General features: G+C 73.3%; 15 protein-coding genes. 3 read left to right on the forward strand and 12 right to left on the reverse strand.

Going from position 1 to position 15,617, the window contains the following annotated elements:
* Positions 1-94 precede the first annotated feature (94 nt).
* Entirely contained in the window at positions 95-601 is a 507-nt protein-coding gene (locus tag ACYVLT_RS13850; RefSeq protein ID WP_461120569.1) for a SigE family RNA polymerase sigma factor, read from the forward strand.
* Positions 598-1,848, forward strand: a complete 1,251-nt coding sequence (locus ACYVLT_RS13855; RefSeq protein WP_461120570.1) for a hypothetical protein — start codon at positions 598-600, stop codon at positions 1,846-1,848. The genes ACYVLT_RS13850 and ACYVLT_RS13855 overlap by 4 nt, the downstream gene beginning before the upstream one ends.
* Before the next feature lie 58 nt (positions 1,849-1,906).
* Here ACYVLT_RS13855 and ACYVLT_RS13860 read toward each other — a convergent pair whose 3' ends face one another.
* The gene (locus tag ACYVLT_RS13860; RefSeq protein WP_461120571.1) at positions 1,907-3,103 is read right to left on the reverse strand and encodes a pectate lyase; all 1,197 of its coding nucleotides are present in this window, start codon (positions 3,101-3,103) and stop codon (positions 1,907-1,909) included.
* A gap of 211 nt (positions 3,104-3,314) precedes the next feature.
* On the opposite strand from ACYVLT_RS13860, the gene ACYVLT_RS13865 reads away from it, so the two are divergent.
* Positions 3,315-4,163 carry an SDR family oxidoreductase gene (locus tag ACYVLT_RS13865; RefSeq protein WP_461120572.1) on the forward strand — a complete coding sequence of 283 codons (849 nt, stop codon included), beginning with the start codon at positions 3,315-3,317 and terminating at the stop codon, positions 4,161-4,163.
* A 36-nt stretch (positions 4,164-4,199) separates the two neighbouring features.
* Here the strand turns inward: ACYVLT_RS13865 and ACYVLT_RS13870 are convergent, their stop codons facing one another.
* From ACYVLT_RS13870 to ACYVLT_RS13920, 11 genes are read right to left on the reverse strand one after another with little or no spacing between them, the layout of a single operon-like run.
* Complete coding sequence (locus tag ACYVLT_RS13870; protein WP_461120573.1) at positions 4,200-4,751, reverse strand: GNAT family N-acetyltransferase; 552 nt, start codon at positions 4,749-4,751, stop codon at positions 4,200-4,202.
* The gene (locus tag ACYVLT_RS13875; RefSeq protein ID WP_461120574.1) at positions 4,748-6,220 is read right to left on the reverse strand and encodes an ABC transporter ATP-binding protein; all 1,473 of its coding nucleotides are present in this window, start codon (positions 6,218-6,220) and stop codon (positions 4,748-4,750) included. The genes ACYVLT_RS13870 and ACYVLT_RS13875 overlap by 4 nt, the downstream gene beginning before the upstream one ends.
* Positions 6,217-6,987, reverse strand: coding sequence for an ABC transporter permease (locus tag ACYVLT_RS13880; protein ID WP_461120575.1), 771 nt, complete (start codon positions 6,985-6,987; stop codon positions 6,217-6,219). Before ACYVLT_RS13880 ends, ACYVLT_RS13875 begins: the two co-directional genes overlap by 4 nt.
* A complete protein-coding gene (locus tag ACYVLT_RS13885; RefSeq protein WP_461120576.1) occupies positions 6,984-7,928 on the reverse strand; it encodes an ABC transporter permease in 945 nt (314 codons plus the stop codon). The genes ACYVLT_RS13880 and ACYVLT_RS13885 overlap by 4 nt, the downstream gene beginning before the upstream one ends.
* Positions 7,925-9,463: an ABC transporter substrate-binding protein gene (locus tag ACYVLT_RS13890; RefSeq protein ID WP_461120577.1), complete on the reverse strand. Its 1,539-nt coding sequence runs from the start codon at positions 9,461-9,463 to the stop codon at positions 7,925-7,927. The genes ACYVLT_RS13885 and ACYVLT_RS13890 overlap by 4 nt, the downstream gene beginning before the upstream one ends.
* A gap of 53 nt (positions 9,464-9,516) precedes the next feature.
* Complete coding sequence (locus tag ACYVLT_RS13895) at positions 9,517-10,293, reverse strand: class I SAM-dependent methyltransferase (protein WP_461120578.1); 777 nt, start codon at positions 10,291-10,293, stop codon at positions 9,517-9,519.
* The gene (locus ACYVLT_RS13900) at positions 10,290-11,471 is read right to left on the reverse strand and encodes an MFS transporter (RefSeq protein ID WP_461120579.1); all 1,182 of its coding nucleotides are present in this window, start codon (positions 11,469-11,471) and stop codon (positions 10,290-10,292) included. The genes ACYVLT_RS13895 and ACYVLT_RS13900 overlap by 4 nt, the downstream gene beginning before the upstream one ends.
* Positions 11,468-12,478, reverse strand: coding sequence for a dipeptide epimerase (locus ACYVLT_RS13905; protein ID WP_461120580.1), 1,011 nt, complete (start codon positions 12,476-12,478; stop codon positions 11,468-11,470). Before ACYVLT_RS13905 ends, ACYVLT_RS13900 begins: the two co-directional genes overlap by 4 nt.
* Positions 12,475-13,533, reverse strand: coding sequence for a PLP-dependent cysteine synthase family protein (locus ACYVLT_RS13910; RefSeq protein ID WP_461120581.1), 1,059 nt, complete (start codon positions 13,531-13,533; stop codon positions 12,475-12,477). Before ACYVLT_RS13910 ends, ACYVLT_RS13905 begins: the two co-directional genes overlap by 4 nt.
* A complete protein-coding gene (locus ACYVLT_RS13915; RefSeq protein WP_461120582.1) occupies positions 13,530-14,360 on the reverse strand; it encodes a Rossmann-like domain-containing protein in 831 nt (276 codons plus the stop codon). Before ACYVLT_RS13915 ends, ACYVLT_RS13910 begins: the two co-directional genes overlap by 4 nt.
* The gene (locus ACYVLT_RS13920; protein ID WP_461120583.1) at positions 14,357-15,613 is read right to left on the reverse strand and encodes an ATP-grasp domain-containing protein; all 1,257 of its coding nucleotides are present in this window, start codon (positions 15,611-15,613) and stop codon (positions 14,357-14,359) included. Before ACYVLT_RS13920 ends, ACYVLT_RS13915 begins: the two co-directional genes overlap by 4 nt.
* Between the last annotated feature and the right edge of the window lie 4 nt (positions 15,614-15,617).

Consider the following 15,617-nt stretch of genomic DNA (forward strand, 5'->3'; position numbering starts at 1 on the left):
GCGTGCGGGCCTTTCGCCGTGGTCACGCAAAGTTACGGGCAACGGGCCTCGGGCGGACGCCGTATAGGGGGTGACCGAGTGGAGGAGGTGTCACGTGCACGATCGGGACCGAGAGTTCCGGGCGTACTTCGAGGCACGGGTGGCCGTCGTCCGGCGGACCGCTTTCTTGCTGTGTGGTGATTGGCACCGGGCCGAGGACCTGGCGCAGACGGCGCTGGCCAAGGTCTACGTGCACTGGGGGCGGTTGGACCGGGACGGACGGGTCGACGCGTACGTGCGCAAGGTGTTGGTGAGGGCGGTCATCGACGAGTCGCGTTGGCGGGGTAGGCGGCCGGAGACGGTCGTCGAGGCGGTGCCGGAGGTGGCCCAGGCGTCGACGGGGGTCGAGGAAGCCATGGACGTGCGGCGCGCGTTGGCCGCGCTGCCGCCCAGGCAACGTGCCGCGGTCGTGCTGCGGTACTGGGAGGACCTGCCGGTGGCGGAGACGGCGGCGGCGCTGGGCTGTAGCGAGGGAACGGTGAAGAGCCAGGTGTCCAAGGGCTTGGACGCCCTGCGGCGTGCGCTGGCGACCAAGCGGACCGTGCTGTGGGAGGGTTCGTGAGCGACGAGGTGCGCGACATGATCCGGTCGGCGTTGGCGGACGAGCCGGAGCTGGGCGTGGAGTTCGACCGGGTCGTCCAGGACGGGCGCAAGCGGCGGGCACGGCGGCGGTTCGGCGTGCTGTCCGCGGCCGCGGCGGGGATCGTCGCGGTGGTCGCGGTGACCTTCGCGGTGAACGGGAGCTTCGGGCAGACCTCGGCGCCGCCCGCCGGCCGGCTGTCGACGGCGCCGACGACGACCGCGGCGACCACGACCGTCGCGGCTTCGCCGGGCTGCGCCGTGCCCGCGATGACGGGCGGGTTCCCCGACCAGCCGCGCGGCACCGCGACGCCCGCGGAGCTGGCCGAGTCGGGCCGGCTCACCGACGCGTTCAAGCAGTTCGCGCTGCCGCTGCCGGCCGGCGTCGAGGCGACCCCGTTGCAGCTGTGCGCGATCGCGGAGAGCTGGGGCGGCGACTTCACCCTCACCGGTCAGCGGACGGTCATCGTCTACGTCAGGTCGGCCGGTGGCCAGCCACCGGGCGAGTGCGTGCGCTACGGGCCGGACACCGTGTGCTCGACCAGGACGTTGCCGGACGGGTCCGCGGCGCGGGTCATCGTGGAGCCGGGTGCGGACGCGACGTTGGCCAGCGCCGACGTGTGGCGCACCGACGGGACGTACGTGCACGTCATGGAGACCGGCGGGTTGGGGTCCACGACCAGGGTGCTCACCGACGACCAGCTGATCGCCATCGCCGCGGCGCCTCAGCTGAAGGTGCAGTGGGCGGGCCGGTCGGTGCCCGCGGCGCCGTCGGACCGCCGTGCCGCCGAACTGGACCCGGTGCTGGCGGGCGCGCTGCCCGCCGGGCTCAGGGCCGAGCCGGTGCCCGGCGGGGACGGTGCGTTGAAGTTCCGCATCAGGCAGGGCGGTTACCGGGCGATGGCCAACCTGACCGACGCGGCGGGCAGGGGTTGGGTGATGGTGGAGCTGCAGCAGCCGGCCGACGGCGCGGTGGACTGCGGCGGCCGGGCCGCGTGCCGCCTGGTCGACCTGTCCGGCGGCCGCAAGGCGGCGGTGGAGACCCAGGCGGAGGGCGGCGTGTCCAGGCTCTTCCTGAACGCCCGAGCGGCGGACGGCACCTGGATCACCATCCACACGTCCAACGTCGCCGACGACGGCGGCCAGTCCGACACCCCGACCCGGCCCACCGTGCCGCTGGGGGAGGCGGACCTGATCCGGATCGCGGAACTGCCTGCCCTGCACTGGTGAAACACCGGTGAGCGCGGTGGTGCGGGCACGGGAGTCGTGCCCGCACCACCGTCGACCGCTACCGCTGGGTGATGTCGGACGGCGAGTAGAGGCAGTTGACGCCGTCGGCGCCTTCGCCGATCTTCTTCGGCTCGCTGCCCTTGGGCACGCCCTGGTACTTCTCGCAGATCGTCGTGCTGCCGTAGACGGTGATGCGGGAGAAGCGGGCGGTGTCGCCCCAGTTGGTGTTGATGCCCGCCAGCACCTTGGTGGTGCGGGCGGTGACGCCGTCCAGGACCACGTGCCGCTGGTAGGACGTGGAGCAGTTGCCGCAGGCGCGGTAGAGCTTGCCGCTGCTGTGGACCTGGAAGTTGCGGATGGTCACGGTACCGGCGCCGTTGTGCTGGAACACCTTGTCCGCGCCGGACTTCGCGCCGCCGCCGTCGACCAGGTAGGTGGCCGAGGAACTGCTCGACTTGAACGTCGCGGCGTCCTCGCCGACGTCGTTCCACCAGACGTTGCGGATGGTGCAGGAGCCCTCGCAGTGGATGCCGTCGCCGGCGGGCGCGTCGATGATGACGTTCTGGATGGTGCCGCCGTTGGCCACCACGAACATCGGGTCCTGGCTCTCGCCCTGACCGCCGTCGCCGATGCCGTAGTAGCGCTTCATGCCGCCGTCGAAGAAGGTGCCCGCGTTGCGGGTGGTGGGCGTGTGCACGCTGCCGGTGTCGGTGGGCCACGGGCCACTGCCGTCACCGCCGCCACCGGGGTTGGTCGTGGTGGTGGTCGTGGTCCTGCTCGTGGTGGTCGTCGTGCGCGACGTGGTCGAGGTCGACGTGCCGGTCGAGGTCGACGTGCCGGTCGGCGAGCCGGTGCACGTCACGCCGTTGACCTTGAACGAGGTCGGCGCCGGGTTGGAGCCCGACCACGAGCCGTTGAAACCGGGCGTGGTGGACGCGCCGGTGGCGAGGGAACCGTTCCAGCTCGCGTTGCGCACGGTCACCGTGCTGCCCGACTGGCCGAATTCACCACCCCACATCTGGTCGACGCGCTGGCCCGCGGTGAAGGTCCACTCCAGGGTCCAGCTCGACAGGGCGTCACCCAGGTTGGTGATCGTGACGTTGGCGCCGAACCCGCCGCCCCACTGGTTGGTGACGGTGTAGTCGACGCGGCACCCGACGGCCGCGTAGGCGCTCTGCCCGCCGGCCACCACCATTGCCGCGGCCATCGCCGTCACCGAGGCCGCGGCGGTGATCGCGGCGAACCGACCGGTCATCTTCTTTCGCCTACCAGTGCGCGTACCAGTGCGCAGACTCATGCGTCGCCTCCTTGCGAGCAGGGTGGTCACACCGTTCTGGGAGCGCTCCCAGAAAAACCCTAACCCTGCCACGCCGGAATCAATAGAATTTTCACGCACGTGAATTCGGTTATTGTTTCGACTCATTCGACGAAAGTGCGTCGAGCAACGTCGAGAGGAAGCCGGCCGCATGTCGACCACCCGACCCCTGATCGCCGTCACGGGCTCCACCGGGCACCTCGGCGGGCGCGTCGCCCGCCGCCTCGCGGACGCGGGCACGGCGCAGCTGCTGCTCGTCCGCGACCCCGCCCGCGCACCGCGGCTGCCCGGGACCACCGTGGCGAAAGCCGCGTACGCCGACCGCGACGCCGTGCGCCGGGCCCTGGACGGCGTCCCGACGGTCCTCATGGTCTCGGCGTCCGAATCGGCCGACCGGGTCGACCAGCACCGCGCCTTCGTGGACGCGGCCGCGGCGGCCGGGGTCGGGCACCTGGTCTACACGTCGTTCGTGGGCGCCGCGCCGGACGCCACCTTCACCCTCGTGCGCGACCACTGGGCCACCGAGCAGCACATCCGGGCCAGTGGCATGGCGTTCACGTTCCTGCGCGACAACCTCTACGCCGACTTCCTGCCCGGCATGGTGGGCCACGACGACGTGCTGCGCGGTCCCGCCGGTGACGGTCGGGCGGCCGTCGTGGCGCAGGACGACATCGCCGACGCCGCCACCGCCGTCCTCACCGACCCGGCCGCGCACGCCGGTCGCACCTACGACCTGACCGGACCGGAAGCGCTCACGCTGCACGGTGTCGCCGCCGTGCTCTCCGAAGCCACCGGGCGCAGGATCACCTACCACCCGGAGACCGTCGAGCAGGCCTACCGGTCACGAGCGGGGTACGGCGCGCCCGACTGGCAGGTCGACGCCTGGGTCTCCACCTACACCGCCATCGCGAACGGGGAGCTGGCCGAGGTGAGCGACGCCGTCCCCGCGTTGACCGGGCACCCCGCCACGTCGTTGGCCGACCTGCTGCGCGGCCGCTGAGCGGACCGACCGACGGCCCGCCCAGCGGCCCTCGCCTCAGCGCGCCAGCGGGATCTCGAAGTGGACGGTCTGGAAGCTAATGGGGTCGCCGTCACGGGCGTCGTACACCTCCTCCGCCATGGACCGCCAGAACGGCTCGGCCCCGGCGATCCGCGTGTCGGTGTGCAGGTAGAGCCGTTCGTAGCCCGGCGTCGCCGCGACGAACGCGGTGGCCATGTCCACCAACGCACGGGCCAACCCCGCGCGGCGGTGGTCGGGCCGCACGTACACGCGGAACAGCTGCGCCGTGCTGCCGTCCGGATAACGCGCGGCCAGCCAGGCGGGGTGCGGCGGGCTGGCCGGCGCCGTGGCGCGCACGCCGGTGGTGCCCACCACCTCGTCGCCCTTGACCGCGACGAACAGCGCGTGCCGCTCGGACCGCAGGTACGCGCGTTCGAGGTCGACCACGTCGCCGTGCCACTCGGGCCGGTAGCCGTAGCCGAACTCCTGGTAGAACGTGTCCAGCATGACGCTGCGCGCGCCGTCCAGATCGGACTCCGCAGCGCGTCGGACCTCATAGGGTCCTACTTCGCGGTGGTACGAGGTCATGACTTCTTCTCCTCTGTTCCTTCCATTGAGCGGCCCAGCAGGCCGATGGTCACCGGGTGGGTGGGTGAGCCGAGGACGTCACCGGCCGGCCCGTGCTCGACGACGTGCCCGCCGTGCAGCACGGCGACGCGGTCGGCCAGCCGTGCGACGACGGCCAGGTCGTGGCTGATCAGCACGACCGTGCAGGTGAGCGCGGCGAGCTGGTCGAGCAGGCTCGCCTGGGTCAGGGTGTCCAGTCCGGACGTGATCTCGTCGCACACCAGCACGTCCGGCCGGGCCAGCAGCGATCGCACCAGCGCGGCGCGTTGCAGCTCGCCGCCGGACAGCCCGGCCGGTCGGCGGGTCACGGTGGCCTCGTCCAGCCCCACGGCCGCGAGTTCCGCCAACGCCACCGCACGCGCGTCAGCCACCCCGCCCAGCCGCACGGCGGTCCGGCCGACCTGGTCGAGCACCGTGCGATGGGCGTCGAACGACGCACGGGCGTCCTGGAACACGTACTGCACCGCGGCCAACTCGGACCGCGAACGACGGCGCAACGACCGCGGCAGCGGACGCCCGTCCAGCAGCACGTCGCCGGTGAACCCGGCGTGCAGCCCGGCCAGGCACCGGGCGAGCGTGGTCTTGCCGCTGCCGGACCGCCCCACGACGGCCAGGCACTCGCCCGCGCCCACCCGCACGTCCACGTCGTGCAGCACGGTCGTGGCGCGGTGCCGTGCGGTCAACGACCGCGTCCGCAGCCGAGGCGGCACGGCCGGTCGCTCGGCGGGCACCGTGACCCGGGGCTGTGCCGCGACCAGCGCGGCCGTGTAGGCCGAACGCGGCCGGTCGAGCACGTCGGCCGTCGGCCCGGCCTCCACGACCCGGCCCGACCGCAGCACGACCACCTCGTCGGCGATGGCGCGCACCACGTCCAAGTCGTGCGTGAGCAGCACCAGCGCCACCCCCTGCGCCACGACCGACGAGAGCTCGTCCACCACCTCGGCCCGCGTGATCGGGTCCTGCCCGGTGGTCGGCTCGTCCGCGACGAGCACCGCCGGGTCGCCGACGAGCGCCTGCGCCAGCACCACGCGCTGCTGCTGCCCGCCGGACAGCTCGTGCGGGTAGCGCCGCAGCAACTCGAGGGGCACCCGGGCCCGGCGCAACGCGGAGGCGATCAGCTCGTCCCGGTCGCCGGCGTGCAGCGCGGCGATCTCCCGGAACACCCCGCCGAGCCGCCGCACCGGGTTCAGCGCCGCCGACGGCTGCTGCGGCACGAACCCGACCCGCCCGGCCACCGTGATCCGCCCGGTCACCGTCACCCCCGGCGCGTGCTCACCGAGCAGCGCGAGCCCGGTGGTCGTCTTGCCGCTGCCGGACGCGCCGACCAGCGCGACCACCCGCCCGGCGGACAGCGCGAAGCCGACCCCGTCGACCAGCGTCCGAGACCCGGCCACCGCGCGCAGGCCCTCGACGTGCACCACCGGCGTCACGACCGCGCCTCCGCCCGCAGCGCCCGGTCGAACACCAGGTTCAGCCCCACCGACAACGCCACGATCAGCAGAGCGGGCACGACCACCGCCCACGGCTGGATGAACAGGCCCACCCGGTTGCGGTCGACCATGACGGCCCAGTCGGCGGCGTCCGGCGCGACACCGACGCCGAGGAAGCTGGCCGACGCCACCAGGTACAGCGCGCCGGTCAGCCGCACGCCCAGGTCCGCGGCGAGCGTCCGCAGCATCGACCGTCCGGTGTAGACGATGGACGTCCGCCACCACGTCTCGCCCTGCAACCGCATCGCCTCCAGTGCCGGCCGCCCGGCGATCTCCAGCGCGGCGGCCCGCGAGATCCGCGCCACGTCGGGGAAGTTGACCAGCGCCACCACGCCGACGAGCACCGGCAACCCCGGCCCGGCGATGGCGGCCACCAGGATCAGCACCAGCAATGACGGCACCGCGAGCAGCAGGTCGAGCGGCCGCATCAGCACCTCGTCCACGATCCGCAGGCGGGTCATCGCGGCCACCACGCCCCACGGCACGCCCAAGAGGTACGAGGACACCGTCGCCAGCAACGCCACCAGCACCACCGTCCGCCCACCGGCGAGCACCTGGTGCCACACGTCCCGGCCCACGAAGTCGGTGCCCAGCGACGAGTTCGGCACGAACGGCGCGCCGCGCGTCAGCTCGTCCGGCACGAACCACGGCCCCAGCAGCGCCAACGCCAACGGCACCACCAGGAGCAACCAGCCGACGCCCTTCACGCGATGGCCACCGATCGCGGCGCGAGCCGGAACACGAGCAGGTCCGCGACCAGGTTCACCACCACCGTGGTCACCGCGAACACCACCGCCAGCCCCTGCACCACCGGCAGGTCACGGCCCGCGACCGCGTCCACCAGGATCGTGCCCAGGCCGGGGATGACGAACACCGCCTCGACCACGATCACGCCGCCCAGCAGCCAGTCGGTGGTCCGCGCCACCTGCTGCACGGCGGGTGCGAGCGCGGTCGGCAACGCGTGCGCGAACCGGACCCGCGTGACACCGATCCCCAGCCGCCGCGCGTGCCGGACGTAGTCGGACGCCAGGGCGTCGATCATCCCGGCCCGCACGAGCCGGCTGATCGAGCACAGCGGCCGCGCCACCAGCACCGCCAGGGGCAGCACCAGCACGGCCGGCTGCCCGAGCAGGTCCGCGCCCACCGCTGTCGGCGGCAGCCACCGCAACTGCACCCCGAACAACGCGATGAGCACCACGGCCAGCGCGAACTCCGGGATCGAGTGCAGACCCACGGTCACCGTCGTGACCGCCCGGTCCAACGGCCCACCCTCGCGCAACGCCGCCAGCACGCCCAGCAGCACCGCCGCCGGGACCAGCAGCACCAGGGCGAGCACCGCCAGCACGAGCGTCGGTCCCAGCCCGTCGTGCAGGAACTCGGCCACCGGCCGCCCGGAGATCAACGACACGCCGAAGTCGCCCCGCGCCAACCCCCACAGCCACGACCCGAACCGGTCCAACGCGGGTCGGTCCAGGCCCATCGCCGCCCGGATCTCCTCGATCCGCCGGGGGTCGGGGTTGTCGCCGGCCAACGCCACCGCCGCGTCCCCCGGCAACGCCTGCACGAGCAGGAACACCAGGGTCACCACGGCGAGCACCTGGGCCGCGCCGATGGCCAGCCGCCGGGCGGCGTACCGGCGCAGGCTCATCCCAACCACACCTTGTCGAACCGCGCCCAGTCCAGCGTGTTCGCGGGCGCGGTGGAGATGCCGCCGACGTTCGGGGCCGCGCCGACGATCCAGTCCGCGAAGCCCCACATCAGGTAGCCGCCCTCGGCGTGCAGCGAGCGCTGCATCTCCCGGTACACCGCACCGCGCTCGGCCGCGTCCACGGTGGACACCGCCTTGTCGTACAGCGCGTCGAACTCCGGCCTGGCCCACTTGGTCACGTTGGTGCCCGAACCGGTCAGCAGGCGCTGCGCGATGTGCGTCTCGATCGGCATCGCGCCGGACCGGAAGCTCGACAGCGAGCCGTTCTTGAGCGTGTCGGACCAGTAGCTGTCCTTGTTGCCGGTCACCACCTCGATGGTCAGGCCGGAACCCTTGACCTGGTCGGCGAACACCGTGGCGGCCTCGACCATCCCGGCCGCGGCGGTGGAGGTGTCCAGCTTGACCGTCAGGCCCTCGGCACCGGCCCGGCGGATCAGGAACTTCGCCTTGTCCAGGTCACGGGTGCGCTGCGGGATGTCGTCGGCGTAGTGCTGGTAGCCCTTGCCGAACAGGTCGTTGCCCACCTGGCCGCTGCCCGCCAGCACCGATTCGACCAGCTGCGGCCGGTCGGCCAGCAGGAACAACGCCTCCCGCAGGTCGCGGTTGTCGAACGGCGGCCGGTCCAGCTTCATCGCGAACGCCTGCACGGCGCTGTTGGGCGCCCGGTGGATCGCCATCCGGTCGCCGGCCGCGTGGCTGCGCGCGGTGGTCGGGGTGAGGTCGTGTGCGTACTCGACCTGCCCGCCGAGCAGCGCGTTGGCCCGCGCCGACTCCTCGTTGGCGATGACGAACTCCAGCTCGTCCAGGTGCGGCGCGCCCTCCCAGTACTCCGCGTGCCGCTTGAGCAGCACCGACTTGCCCGGCTCGAACGACACGAAGCGGAACGGGCCGGAGCCGACCGGCGCGGTGAAGTCCTCGGTGCCCGCGGGCAGGATGTACGCGCCGAACGCGGCCAGCGCGTTGGGGAACTCCACGAACGGCCGCTTGAGCGCGAACTCCACCGTCCGGTCGTCCACCGCGCGGCTGTTCGGCAGGTCGATCAACGCCAGGCTCGACTTGGCCCGGAACGCGCGGCCGGGGTCGAGGATGCGGGCGTAGCTGGCCAGCACGTCGTCCGCGCGCACGGGCTGCCCGTTGTGGAACGCGGCCTGCCGCAGGGTGATCCGCCAGCGGGTCAGGCCGGCGTCCGGCTCCCACTTCTCGGCGAGTCTGGGTTGCGCGGCGACGTCCGGGCCGAGGTCGGCGAGCTTGTCGTACAGGGCCTTGGACCGGGCCGCCTCCACGAACAGGTTCGCCAGGTGCGGGTCCAGCACCTCCTTGGCGCCACCGCCCGCGAACGCCGCGCGCAGCCGGCCGCCGTCGCGGGGCGTGGACGCGGCGGAGGTCGGGCCCCCGGCGGTACCGCAACCCGTGAGAGCGGCGATCGAGAGGCCGGCGGTGAGGCCGAGGAAACTGCGGCGGTTCAGCGAGTGCATGTCTTTCCCTTCAATGGCAAACGTTCCAGGGGCGCGGGTTCAGTGGCCTGGGTTCAGTGGCGCAGGCGCGCGACGAGGTGCAGGCGGTCTCCGGACAGGGCTTCACCCAGGTCGGCGTCGGCCGTCCACGGTTCGTCGGTCCGCGGTCCCGGCGAGTCGAACAGGGCGAGCACGTCGAACCCGGCGCGGTCGAGGAAGTGCCGCAGCTCCTGCGGGAACAGCAGCCGCCACGCCGAGCGCTGCACGAGCGGCTGGGCGCCGGGCCACCACCACTCGCGGCGGCGGCGCAGCAGTTGGGCGGCGTGGTCGATCCACAGCCTCGTGTGGGAGGTGTAGGACACCCCCTCCCAGACGACCGTGCGGCTGCGGACGCCGTCGAGCAGTTCGGTGTTGCCCAGGAAGAACGCGCCGTTGCGCATCTCGGCCACCAGCAGACCGCGCGGTTGGAGGTGGTCGCGGCAGCGGCGCAGGAAGTCGTCCAGGTCGGCGTTGGTGTGGCAGTACAGCAGCGCGCTGTCCAGGCACGTGATCACGTCGAATCGGCGGCCCAGGTCGAACGTCCGCATGTCGCCGAGCACGAACTCCGCCGCCGGGTGGTGCGCGCGGGCGTGCTGGACCATCCGCTCGGAGCTGTCCAGCCCGACCACGTCGTAGCCCAGGCAGGCCAGGTGACCCGCGTCGCGGCCCGTGCCGCAGCCGACGTCCAGCAGCGACCTCCCACCGCCGAACCGCGTCACCACGTCGTGCGTGAACCGGGCGGCGACGTGGTCGGGGTCGGGGAACTGCCGTTCGTAGAGGCCGGGGTTGTCGGTCAGCAGGTTCTCGCTCATCGGGCCACCTCTCGGTTCGCGGTCAGCACGCCGCGGCGGTGCAGCCAGGCCAGGGCCGCCGCGCACCCGAGCCCGACGCCCACGCACAGCAGCGACGCCACCGGCGCCGACCACCCGAACACCCAGCCGATGGCCGCGTTGCCCAGGGCCGCGGCCAGGCCGGAGACCAGGTAGAACACGCCGAAGTAGGTGCCCGCCAAGCCCGTGCGGCCGAACTGCGGGATCAGCTCGTAGACGAACGGCTGCGCGATCATCACGCCGGCCGACAGCAGCAGCGCCGCCACCAGCACGGGCGTGATGCCGCCGAGCGGGACGACGTGGCCGGCCGCCGTGGCGAGGAACCCCAGTCCCATCACCGCGAGCCCGAGCGTGATGGCCCGGCCACGCGCGAACCGGTCCAGCGCCCTGGTGATGCGCACCTGGAACACCAAGGTCGCCACCGTGGACACCAGGAACACCGCGGCGACGGCGAACGACGAGCCGGACAGCCGCCGCGCTTCCAGCGGCAGCACCAGGTAGAGCTGGTTCTGCAGCACGAACATGCCGGTCAGGGCGCAGGTGAAGGCGAGGAAGCGGCGATCGGACAGGCACTCCCGCCAGTCGTCGAGCACGGTCCCCTCATGCGCCGCGGCCGGCCGGTGGGGCAGCACGACCGCCTGCGCGACGGTCAGCAGGGCGAAGATCCCGGCCGCCACCAGGGCGGCGATCCGGAAGTCCCACAGCAGGAGCAGCCCGCCCAGCAGCGGCCCGGTCAGCGCTCCTGCCTGGCCGTAGGCGTTGAACAGGGCGAACGCGCCCGCCCGGTCGTCGGCCTCCTCGGCGATGTAAGCGCGCACCGCCGGGTTGAACAACGCGCCCGCCAGTCCACTCAGGACGGACGCGGCGAGCAGCACGGTGACCGACTCGCCCGCCGCGAACAACCCGAACCCGACCGCGCGCACCGCGCAGCCCGCGATGATGACCCGGCGCGGCCCGAGCCGGTCCGACGCGGAGCCGCCGACGAGGAACAACCCCTGCTGGCTCAACGTCCGCACGCCGAGCACCAGCCCGATCGTGGCCACCGACAGGCCGAGGTCGCCCAGGTGCGTGGCCAGGTAGGGGATCAGCAGGTAGAAACCGGTGTTCACGCCGAACTGGTTGACCAGCAGCACGCGCACCGGCAGCGGGAAACGCCTCATCGGGCGGCCTTCGGGAGCACGCCGAGACCGGGCGCGCCGGACAGCCGCAGGGTGCCGTCCTCACCGCCGATCCCGGTCCACGGGTCGTCTGCGAGCAGCAGGTGCCCGTCGAGGTCCACCCACCGGGCGTGCCCGGTCAGGTGCACCGCCGGCGCGATGCCGAGCGAGCTCGCCACCAGGCAGCCCAGCATCACGTCCAGCCCGCACGCGTGCGCGACGGCGATGATCTCGCGGGCCGCCGTGATCCCGCCGCACTTGGCCAGCTTGACGTTCACCCCGTCGACCAGGCCCGCCAACGCCCGCACGTCCGCGGCGGTGGCCGCGTCCTCGTCCGCGATCAACGGCACCGGGCACCGCTCGCGCAGCCACGCCAGCTCGTCCCACCGACCGGGCGGGAGCGGTTGCTCCAGCGCGTCGACGCCGGTGAGCCGCTCGACCACCCGCACGGCCTGCTCCGCGGTCCACCCGCCGTTGGGGTCCAGGACGAGCCGGGCGTCCGGCGCGGCGGCGCGGACCGCCCGCACCGCGGCCACGTCGTGCTCACCGCCCACCTTGACCTTCAGCAGGGTGAACCCGCGCCCGGCCAGTTCGGCGGCTTCGGCGGCCGCGGTCGCGGGGGAGCCGATGCCGATCGTGCGAGCCGTCGGCACGTCCGTCCACCGCGGCATGCCGATCGAGGCGTGCACCGGCAGCCCTCGGGACAACGCCTCCAGGTCGTGCAGCGCGGTGTCCACGGCGGCGAGCACGCCCGGCGGCAGCTCGGGCAGGCGTTCCCGGAGGGCCTCCGGACCGGAGCAACCGGCCACCACGGGCGCCAGCCCGCGCAGCAGCCCGACGATCCGCTCGACGTCCAGCCCGTAGTACTGGCTGGTCACCACCTCGCCGTGGCCGCGCAGCCCGTCGTGCTCGACCACCACGCGCACCGCGTCCCGACTGGCCATCACCGACCGCGAGATGCGCAGCGGCGACCGCAACAGCAGGCCGTACACCGTCCAGTCGAGCCTCACGCCGGCACCCCGACCGCCTTGGGCGCGTACACCGACCGGCACCTGGCCCAGCTGGTGACCTCGATCTCGGCGGTGTCCGCGATCTCGACCGGGCGGTCCTCGGGCGTGCCCAGCAAGCCCCGCGCCCGGCAGAAGTCGTCGTCGAAGATGGTGCCCAGGTAGCGGTGCGGGCCGTCCGGGAAGATCGTCACCACGGTCGCGCCCGGCTCGACGCGCGCCACCCACGCCGACACCAGGGCGACCGCGCCGGTGCTCCAGCCGCCGGTGACGAAGCAGTCCCGCGCCAACCGGCGGCACGCGTCCACCACCTCGACCGGACCGAGCCAGTGCACCTCGTCGAACTGCTCGTAGGCGACGTTGCGCGGGTGGATGCTGCTGCCCAGCCCGCGCATGACCCGCGACCGGGCGGGCTGGCCGAAGATGGTCGAGCCGACCGTGTCCACGCCGATCAGCCGCACCTCCGGCCAGTGCCGGCGCAGGGCCGTGACGACGCCGGCGCTGTGCCCGCCCGTGCCGACGCTGCACACCAGCACGTCCGCGTGATCGAGCTGCGCCGCGAGTTCCCGCGCCAGTCCCGCGTACCCGGCGGGGTTGTCGGGGTTGTTGTACTGGTCGGGCCAGTACGCGCCGGGCAGCCCGCGCAGCACGGCGTGCAGCCGGTCCAGCCGGGCCTGCTGCCAGCCGCCGGTCGGGTGCGGCCGGTCCACGACCTCCAGCCGCGCGCCGTGCGCACGCAGCAGCGCGCGCATCGACGGCTCCAGCTCGTCGTCGACCACCAGCACGACCGGGTGCCCCAGCGCCTGGCCGGCGAACGCCAACCCGAGGCCGAGCGTGCCGCTGGTCGACTCCACGACCACCGCGCCGGGTGCCAGTTCGTCGCGCTCCCGTGCGGCTAACAGCATCGCGACCGCCGAACGTGCCTTCATCCCGCCCGCGCTCAGGCACTCCAGCTTCGCCCAGAACCCGCCGTGCCGGTGGGGCAGCGGCGTGTCGATGCGGGCGACCGGGGTGTTGCCGAGCAGGTCGAACAGGTGCGGGTTGCGCCGTGCGGTCACCGGGCCCGTCCCGGGGCGCGGTAGTGGTGCAGCGTGGTCGGGCCGCCGTGCAGCCAGAAGAACGGGAACGGCTCCGCCGACACGGCCGTGACCCCCGAGCCGAGGAACCACGGCACGATCGCGCTCGCGGTCTGGGCGAACACCACCAACGGCCGGTCGGCGGCGACGGCGGCGCGCAGCAGCGGTTCGAAGCTGCCGTTGCCGACCGTCATGCCGGAGGCCAGCACCAGGTCGCAGTCCGCGACGGCGGCCTGGGCGTCGGTCACGATCGGCTCGTCCCACTCGGTGCGACCGCCCTTGAGGTCGCACGGCACGTACCGCAGACCGCGGGCGCGCAGGTGGTGCAGCAGCGAGTTCACCACGCCGACGACCAGCACCCGCTGCCCCGGCTCGGCGTCGAGCAGGTCGACCACGGCCGACGCGCGGGCCATCGACTTGGCCAGGGAGTCACCGGACCCGATGACGACGTGCCGGGCGTCGGCGAGGTGGTGCGGGTGCGCGTGCATCAGGTACGCGTCCAGCACCGCCGTGCGGATCGCGGCGTCGGGGTGGGTGAGCAGGTCCGCGACGCTCTCGCCCACGCAGTCGGTCACGTCGTCCGCCTCGTCGGGTTCGACCGCGCACGAGCCGACCGCGTCACCGACCCGCACGCTGACCACGGTGTTGCGGTACGCCCGACCGCGCGAGACGTGCCGCGCGCCCTGCCTGGTGGTGAACGCGACGCTCACCCGGCACTCGGCCGGATCGGGGCCGAGCGCGCCCGCGCGCGCCAGCGCGACGAGTTCCGTGACGCCCGACAGCGGGCGCCGGTCGGCCTGCGCGGTCACGCGTCGTCCTCCGCGTAGCGCACCGCCAGCGTGCCGACGACTCGTTCGGCGCGGTCACGGGCGTCGGTGTCGGGCGAGGTGACCATGACGTGCCCGAGGTAGCTGTTGTTGCTGGTCGGCTCGCCGGCGCGGTGCCCTGCGGGCTTCGCCGCCCAGTCGACGACCTCGGGGTTCGCGGCCAGGGTGTCGACGCCGTCGATCCCCGCCACCACCCCGGAGCGCGGCGGCAGCAGGAACGAGATGGCGGCGCTGCGCACACCGGTCGCCCGCGGCCGCAGGTCGGGCTGGCGGCCGACGGCGAGGTCGGCGAACGCGGCGGGCAGGTCGATCCCGGTGACCCGGCGGACCAGCTCGGTGATCCGGTTGCCCGCCGGGCGCGGGTTGACCTCGATCAGCCGCGGCCCGTCGGCGGTCAGCTTGACCTCGGTGTGCGCCACCGCCCGGTCCAGGCCGAGCGCGTCGATCGCGCTCACCGCCGTGTCCACGGCCGCGTGCCGGTCGGCGTCGCTCAACGCGGCCGGGAACATGTGACCGCTCTCCACGAACCACGGCCGCCCGGCCAGGCTCTTGTCGGTCACCCCGACCACGTAGGTCATGCCGGCCGCGGTCACCGTCTCCACGCTCACCTCGGGACCGACCAGGAGCTCCTCCAGCAGCACCGTCGGCACCCGCTCCTGGCCGCGCGCGTTGACCGGGAACCCCTCCAGGGCCAGGTACGCCTCGCGCAGCGCGGCCTCGTCCCGCACCTCGCGCACGTGCATCCCCGCGCACAGGTCGACGGGCTTGACGACCAGCGGGTAGCCCAGCTCGGCGGCGGCCTTCGCGGTCGCGTGCCAGTCCTCGGTGAGCGCGAACCGGGGACCGGGCACGCCCGCGGCGGCGGTGGTCGTGCGGGTGAGGTCCTTGCGGTAGGCGCGTTCGACGGCCCGGGGGTCCGGTCCGGGCAGGCCGAGGTGCGCGGCCACCGCGGCGACGGTGGAGAGGTAGTAGTCGCAGGAGGAGATCACGCCGTCGAACGCCAGCACGTCGTGCACCCGCTCCACATAGGACAGCAGCGCGGGCAGGTCGTTGGTCTCGGTGGTGAGCACGTTCTCCGCGGCCAGCAACGGGTGCGGGTGCGTCGGCGCGGCGCGCAGGTAGTGCGGCAGGTCGCGGGTGAGGAAGGTGAACCGGTGGCCGGACTCGTGGATCGCCCGCGGCAGCAGCGAACTCATCGCGCCGACCCAGCTCTCGATCATCAACAAGTGCGCCACGCGT

This window comes from Saccharothrix stipae, assembly GCF_054781895.1.

What these genes read in the sequence shown, in the direction of transcription:
- ACYVLT_RS13860 (WP_461120571.1), bottom strand. Translation starts at nt 3,103, where the DNA reads ATGACCGGTCGGTTCGCCGCGATCACCGCCGCGGCCTCGGTGACGGCG.
- ACYVLT_RS13865 (WP_461120572.1), top strand. Translation starts at nt 3,315, where the DNA reads ATGTCGACCACCCGACCCCTGATCGCCGTCACGGGCTCCACCGGGCAC.
- ACYVLT_RS13870 (WP_461120573.1), bottom strand. Translation starts at nt 4,751, where the DNA reads ATGACCTCGTACCACCGCGAAGTAGGACCCTATGAGGTCCGACGCGCT.
- ACYVLT_RS13885 (WP_461120576.1), bottom strand. Translation starts at nt 7,928, where the DNA reads ATGAGCCTGCGCCGGTACGCCGCCCGGCGGCTGGCCATCGGCGCGGCC.
- ACYVLT_RS13890 (WP_461120577.1), bottom strand. Translation starts at nt 9,463, where the DNA reads ATGCACTCGCTGAACCGCCGCAGTTTCCTCGGCCTCACCGCCGGCCTC.
- ACYVLT_RS13895 (WP_461120578.1), bottom strand. Translation starts at nt 10,293, where the DNA reads ATGAGCGAGAACCTGCTGACCGACAACCCCGGCCTCTACGAACGGCAG.
- ACYVLT_RS13900 (WP_461120579.1), bottom strand. Translation starts at nt 11,471, where the DNA reads ATGAGGCGTTTCCCGCTGCCGGTGCGCGTGCTGCTGGTCAACCAGTTC.